Source organism: Arthrobacter sp. 35/47 (assembly GCF_000520475.1).
In the GTDB taxonomy this organism is placed as follows: domain Bacteria; phylum Actinomycetota; class Actinomycetes; order Actinomycetales; family Micrococcaceae; genus Arthrobacter_D; species Arthrobacter_D subterraneus.
This window is the reverse complement of record NZ_KI914587.1, coordinates 89,553-93,664: the sequence shown is the minus strand read 5'-3', so window position 1 is coordinate 93,664 and position 4,112 is coordinate 89,553. Positions and strand designations below refer to the sequence as shown.

Below are 4,112 nucleotides of genomic sequence, written 5' to 3'. Positions count from 1 at the left end.
GTGCCGGTGACGGTGTGCTCGGTGATGCTGCGGCGGATGCGAATGTTGATGCTGCGGTTGTGCTGGGTGCCGGTGACGGTGTGCTCGGTGATGCTGTTGCGGATGCGAGTGTTGACGCAGCTGTGGTTTTGGGCGCTGGTGACGGTGTGCTCGATGGCGCCGCTGTGGATACGAACGTGGAGGCCGCTGTCGCACTGGGCGTGGCGTCTGAAACCGGTGGGCCGTCAGCTGATGACGGTAACGACAACGGTGGCGCCGTGGGGGGCGTCACCGCTGACGGTGGTTCCGACGAAGGTGTTACCACCCAAGGCGGCGCTATCGGCGGAGCGGCAAACTCCGGAACCGGGACAAGTGCCTCGGGAGTGGCGCTGCGGACCGGAACCAACACCAACACCAACACCGGGACGGTGATTTCGGTGGCAAGCACGGGATTTACCGCCTCGGCGTCGTCTGCTGCCGGCTCTGCCGGGACGGCGGCAGCATCCGGTTCTTCCCTGGCTCAGACGGGAACTGACCTGTACACCCTCCTCGGACTGGCAGGGCTGCTGATAGCTTGCGGCGCCGTTCTGACCGTCCGCCGACGGACGGGGGTGAGGGCCTAAAGGATCCGCTTGCCGGCCGGTTCCTGCACAGCACCGGCCGGCAAACGGTCTTTCCTAGCGGTCGTCGTTGGCGTACCGGACGCCCAACTGGGCCCGGACGCCGTCGAGCATCCGCATGGTGTCGAGTGTGTGCTGCAGCGGCATAGTGGGGCTCTCAAGGAGCCCTTCCTGGATGCAGCGGGTGGTTTCACGGAGCTCGTACGAGTACCCGTTACCCGCCTGCTCGAACTTCTCGACCCGCGCCTCACCACCGTGCGGCTGCACATACAGCTCACGCGGATTGTGAAGGGGAGCCGACGTACGGAGCCAGCCAAGGGTGCCCGCAACGGTGGCCTGGCACGGTCCGGAAGCGATCAGTGAAGAGCTCAGCTGGGCCTGCGCACCGCTCGCATAAGTGAGCGTGAGTGCGTTCTGGGCGTCGACGCCGTCGTTATTCAGTGTGCCCTCAGCGGAAACGGAGGTGGGGAATCCCAGCGATCCCAATGCCCAGGTCGACGGATAGACGGTGAGGTCCAGCAGCGCACCGCCGCCGGCGAGCGGGTCCCAGAGACGAGCCTCGGGGTCATAGACGGCCGGAAAACCGAGGTCAGCCTGAACCCAGCGGATGTCGCCCAGTTCACCGGAGTGAATGACGTCAAAGGCCCTGTTGACGCTGGGCAGGAAGCGGGTCCAGACGGCCTCCATGAGGAAGACACCCTTGGTCTGCGCCAGGGCAATCAGCTCCTCCGCTTCGCGGGCGTTGACGGTGAAAGCTTTCTCACACAGGACGTGCTTGCCCGCTGACAAGAGGGCCTTGCAGACCTCGTAGTGCTGGCCGTGCGGAGTGGCAACGTACACCACGTCGACGTCGGGGTCCTGGGCCAGCCGCTCAAAGCCGCGGGCACCGTCGTCGTCGTAGTGGGCGGTCACAAAGCCGAAGGCGTCAGCGAAGGCGCGTGCCCGCTCCTCGATCCGCGAGCTGACCGCCTGCAGGACAGCGTCTTCGAGTTGGGCCAGATCTTCGGTCACTTTCCGGGCGATGCTACCGGTGGCAACGACGCCCCAGCGCAGCGGTTCGCCGGTGGCGGTGAAGGGTGACGGCGCGTCCGGCGCGACGCAGGGGGGTACGGGGAAGCGGAGGTTTGTGGTCATTCCTTCATACTTCCCAATGCGGCAGGAGCAGTCCACCCGTGACGCGACATGGAGAGGCTCCCCGGCTGCGGACGGCTGGTGGCGAGCTCCCCGGATTGTGCTGCCTGGCCAGTTTGGACCGGGCCGGAACTGCCGTCAGGAAGGAAGCGCAGTCCGATGCCGCGCCGCCAACTCCTGGTACCGGGATGCGTTGTCGCGGACACCCTGCAGTTCCTCATCGGTCAGCTCCCGGCGCACCTTTGCCGGGACCCCGGCCACCAGGGATCGCGGGGGAATCTGTGTGCCTTCAAGAACGACGGCGCCGGCAGCGACCAGCGACCCGGTTCCCACCGTGGCGCCGTTCATGATGGTCGCGCTCATGCCGACAAGGCAGTCATCCCCGATGGTGCATCCGTGGACGACGGCGCTGTGCCCCACGCTGACACGGTTCCCGACAGTGGCGGGAAAGCCAGGGTCGGCATGCACGACGACGTTGTCCTGCAGGTTGGTGCCCTCACCGATGCTGATGGTTGCGGTATCCGCCCGGACGCTCACGCCGTAGAAGGCGCTCGAGTTTTCGCCGAAGGTCGCATTACCGATGATGGACGCCGTCGGCGCCACGAATACCGACTCCGGCACCGAGGGAGTATGGCCGCTGAACTCAATGATGTGTCCCATCCGCCCAGCCTATCGCCGTCGTCGGGTTGGTAGCGGTGGTGCGGTCGAGCCGGGCGGGCCCAGTCAATCCTCGAGGACCACTGCCTGCGCCACGATCACGCGGTCGCCGTTGTACGTCACCGAGGGCGAGCCGTGCAGGCGGTAGCCGCTCTCGAGCGCCTCGCTGACCCGGGCGCAGAAGGCGCGGTCATCCGGGCCGGTCAGTACGCGGTAGCGCAGCGGTGTTTCCTCGCTCATGGTGTCTCCTCAGTAAAGGTCAAACAGCACGGTCAGTTGAAAACCACGGTACGCGTGCCGTCAAGCAACACCCGATGCTCGGCGTGCCACTTCACGGCCTGCGCCAGGGTGCGGCTTTCGACGTCGGCTCCCATGGCAACCAGCTGGGGTGCGGTCCGGGCGTGATCCACCCGGATGACCTCCTGCTCGATAATCGGTCCTTCGTCCAGGGCAGGGGTCACGTAGTGGGCGGTCGCGCCAATCAGCTTCACGCCCCGGGCATGCGCCTGGTGGTAGGGGCGGGCACCCTTGAAGGACGGCAGGAACGAGTGATGGATGTTGATCGCCCGGCCCACCAGCTTGGAGCACAGGGTGTCGCTGAGCACCTGCATGTAGCGCGCCAGCACCACAAGCTCGATCCTGTGCTCGGCAACCAGCTCCAGCAGCCGCTCCTCGGCTTCGGCTTTCCCGTCGCCGGTTACCGGAACGTGGTGGAACTCGATGCCATAGAACGCTGCCAGATCGGCGAGATCGGTGTGGTTCGAGACGATCACGGGCACCTCGATGGGCAGCATGCCGGCACGCTGCTGGAACAGCAGATCGTTGAGGCAGTGTGCGGATTTCGACGCCATGATCAGCGTGCGCGCCGGAGTTCCTTCCGTGTGCAGGCCCCACCTCATCCCGAACGCCTCGGCCACCGGGGCCAGATGCGCCTCCACCGCGCGCCGTTCAGACCTGGTGGTGATGGCAACCCGCATGAAGAACGTCCCCGAGTCGGGGCTGCCGTACTGCTGGGATTCGGTGATGTTGCAGTCAGCGGCCACCAGCGCTCCGGACACGGCATGGACAATCCCGGGCCGGTCATCGCAGGAGAGCGTCAGAATGAACGACGACGGCGCGCCCCCCGCGAAATCGCCGGAAAAGTTGCCGGAAGAACCACCCGAAAAGTTGCCGGGGAACCCGGCCTGCGCAGCTTCAGTCACCGTCCAAGGTTACCGTTCCGCCGGCGGAACGCCGTCGTCGTCGTACGCTGCCACCTCCGCCGCAGCTGTCACCGTCCGACACAGTAGGAAGCCCACGGTGACCACCCTCTAGAATGGCTTGCGTCGCGACTGGCGTTGGGTGGGTAACCACCAGGAAGCGGCATGCGCCGTCCTGTACGACGGCGCGCAGCGCCGACCACGGATCGCACGCCTGGGCCGTGGGTCAAGTCCCCCTCTGTTGCTCGGGCCCGGAACTTCGGGTGCGCCCGGGTCAACAGGTAGCCTGACCTGTAGAACGCTCACCCATCATCAGGAGCCTCCCGTGACTTCATCCTCTCCCTCTGTGACCCAGTCCGTGACCAACGCACCGCTGTCCGAAGTGGACCCGGAAATCGCCGCGGTCCTCAACAACGAACTCGCCCGCCAGCGAGACACTCTCGAGATGATCGCGTCCGAGAACTTCGCGCCGCGCTCGGTCCTCGAAGCACAGGGCTCGGTCCTGACCAACAAATACGCCGAGGGC

At 65.9% G+C, this 4,112-nt stretch carries 4 protein-coding genes and 2 pseudogenes; 2 read left to right on the top strand and 4 right to left on the bottom strand.

The window, feature by feature from the left end:
• Positions 1–602: LPXTG cell wall anchor domain-containing protein (locus X803_RS21765; protein ID WP_162149191.1), on the top strand; the 602-nt coding region annotated here is incomplete at its 5' end.
• Positions 603–656: 54 nt separating this feature from the next.
• Here X803_RS21765 and X803_RS0105100 read toward each other — a convergent pair.
• The 4 genes and pseudogenes from X803_RS0105100 to purU form a co-directional block, all read right to left on the bottom strand.
• Positions 657–1,733 (bottom strand): Gfo/Idh/MocA family protein, encoded by a 1,077-nt coding sequence (locus tag X803_RS0105100; RefSeq protein ID WP_026544298.1) that lies wholly within the window; start codon positions 1,731–1,733, stop codon positions 657–659.
• A 135-nt stretch (positions 1,734–1,868) separates the two neighbouring features.
• Entirely contained in the window at positions 1,869–2,390 is a 522-nt protein-coding gene (locus X803_RS0105095) for a gamma carbonic anhydrase family protein (RefSeq protein WP_026544297.1), read from the bottom strand.
• 72 nt (positions 2,391–2,462) lie between these two features.
• Positions 2,463–2,627 (bottom strand): annotated as a pseudogene (locus X803_RS21350) (DUF1737 domain-containing protein); the annotation flags it as partial.
• A gap of 32 nt (positions 2,628–2,659) precedes the next feature.
• The gene (purU, locus tag X803_RS0105085; RefSeq protein WP_026544296.1) at positions 2,660–3,490 is read right to left on the bottom strand and encodes a formyltetrahydrofolate deformylase; all 831 of its coding nucleotides are present in this window, start codon (positions 3,488–3,490) and stop codon (positions 2,660–2,662) included.
• A gap of 421 nt (positions 3,491–3,911) precedes the next feature.
• Here purU and X803_RS22700 point away from each other — a divergent pair.
• Positions 3,912–4,112, top strand: a pseudogene (locus tag X803_RS22700) (serine hydroxymethyltransferase); the annotation flags it as partial.

Bases quoted from the DNA above. Each gene is read 5' to 3' on its own strand.
- X803_RS0105100 (WP_026544298.1), bottom strand. From the start codon at position 1,733: ATGACCACAAACCTCCGCTTCCCCGTACCCCCCTGCGTCGCGCCGGAC.
- X803_RS0105095 (WP_026544297.1), bottom strand. From the start codon at position 2,390: ATGGGACACATCATTGAGTTCAGCGGCCATACTCCCTCGGTGCCGGAG.